Consider the following 1,532-nt stretch of genomic DNA (forward strand, 5'->3'; position numbering starts at 1 on the left):
TGCCTCAGACCCTGCATGCGGAAACCCCGACCACACACGTGGACTGGTCCACCGGTGCGATCCGGCTGCTGAGCAAACCCGCTGCGTGGAGCGAAAACGGCCGAACCCGACGAGCAGCAGTCTCCTCGTTCGGCCTGTCGGGTACGAATGCGCATGTCGTTCTCGAGCAGGCACCACCAGTGGTGTCGGTTCTCGAAGGTGAGGGCGAGGGACAGCCCAAAGCGGCTGCTGCTGTGGTGGATGCGTCGGTGCCGTTGGTGATTTCGGCGAAGACCCGGGAGGGGCTGGAGGCGCAGGCACAGCGTTTGCTGTCGTTCCTGGAGGATGATCCGGAGCTGGATCTGGGTGCTGTGGCACACGCGTTGGTCAATGATCGGGCTGTTTTCGAGTATCGGGCTGCGGTACTGGGGGCGGATCGGTCGGATCTGCTGGCCGGGCTGGAGTCCCTCGCCGGTGGTGGGGAGGCGGCGGGTGTCGTTGCGGGACAGGCTCGTCGGGGGAAGGTGGCTTTCGTCTTTCCCGGTCAGGGAGCGCAATGGGCCGGTATGGGAGCCGAGTTGTTGGACTCGTCTCCTGTGTTCGCCGAGGAGCTGGGTGCGTGTGCAGCCGCGCTCGCCCGGTATGTGGACTGGTCGGTGGAAGATGTTCTGCGGCAGGTGCCGGGTGCAGTGTCGTTGGATCGTGTCGATGTGGTTCAGCCGGTCTCGTTTGCGGTGATGGTGTCGCTGGCCGCGTTGTGGCGGTCCTACGGTGTGGAACCGTCGATGGTGGTGGGGCACTCACAGGGTGAGATCGCGGCCGCGTATGTTGCGGGAGCGTTGGGTCTCGATGATGCGGCGCGGGTGGTGGCGCTGCGCAGCAAGGCTCTGCTCGAAGTGTCGGGTCAGGGCGGAATGGTCGCTGTTTCCCTGCCCGTGCAAGACCTCACCGCACGTATCGCCCGATGGGGCGAGGCTCTGTCGATAGCGGCGTTGAACGGGCCCGGTTCGGTGGTGGTGTCCGGTGAAGTGTCCGCACTCACCGAACTACTGGAATCCTTGGAAGCCGACGGAGTACACGCCCGCAAGATTCCGGTGGACTATGCCTCGCACTCGGCCCAGATGGAGTCGATCCGCGGCACGGTGCTCGAGGCCTTGGGGTCGATCCGACCACGCTCGAGCACGGTTCCCGTCTACTCCACCGTCACCGGTGATCTGCTCGATACGACAGCGTTGACTGCCGAGTACTGGTATCGCAGCCTGCGTCAGACCGTGTTGTTCGAGGACACGACGAATGTTCTGCTGGGGCAGGGATGCCGGGCGTTCATCGAGGTGAGTTCGCATCCGGTGTTGACGGCCGCGATACAGGCGACCGTCGAGGCCGGCGGTATCGGCGACTGTGCGGTTCTGGGTTCTCTGCGGCGTGGAGAAGGAACCTTTGCACGGTTCACCGCTTCGTTGGCTGAGGCGTTTGTGTGTGGTGTGGGGGTTGATTGGGGTCGATGGTTCGGTTCTGTTCGTCCTGCGCGGGTGGAGCTTCCCAGTTATGCGTTC

1 protein-coding gene is annotated in these 1,532 nt (G+C 64.2%); it reads left to right on the forward strand.

Annotation, left to right across the window (positions count from 1 at the left end; translation table 11 throughout):
• Positions 1-38 precede the first annotated feature (38 nt).
• Positions 39-1,532 (forward strand): acyltransferase domain-containing protein (locus tag ABZ420_RS35975; protein ID WP_357132679.1); only part of this gene is annotated, 1,494 nt, incomplete at its 3' end.

Source organism: Nocardia sp. NPDC005745 (assembly GCF_040630775.1).
In the GTDB taxonomy this organism is placed as follows: Bacteria; Actinomycetota; Actinomycetes; order Mycobacteriales; family Mycobacteriaceae; genus Nocardia.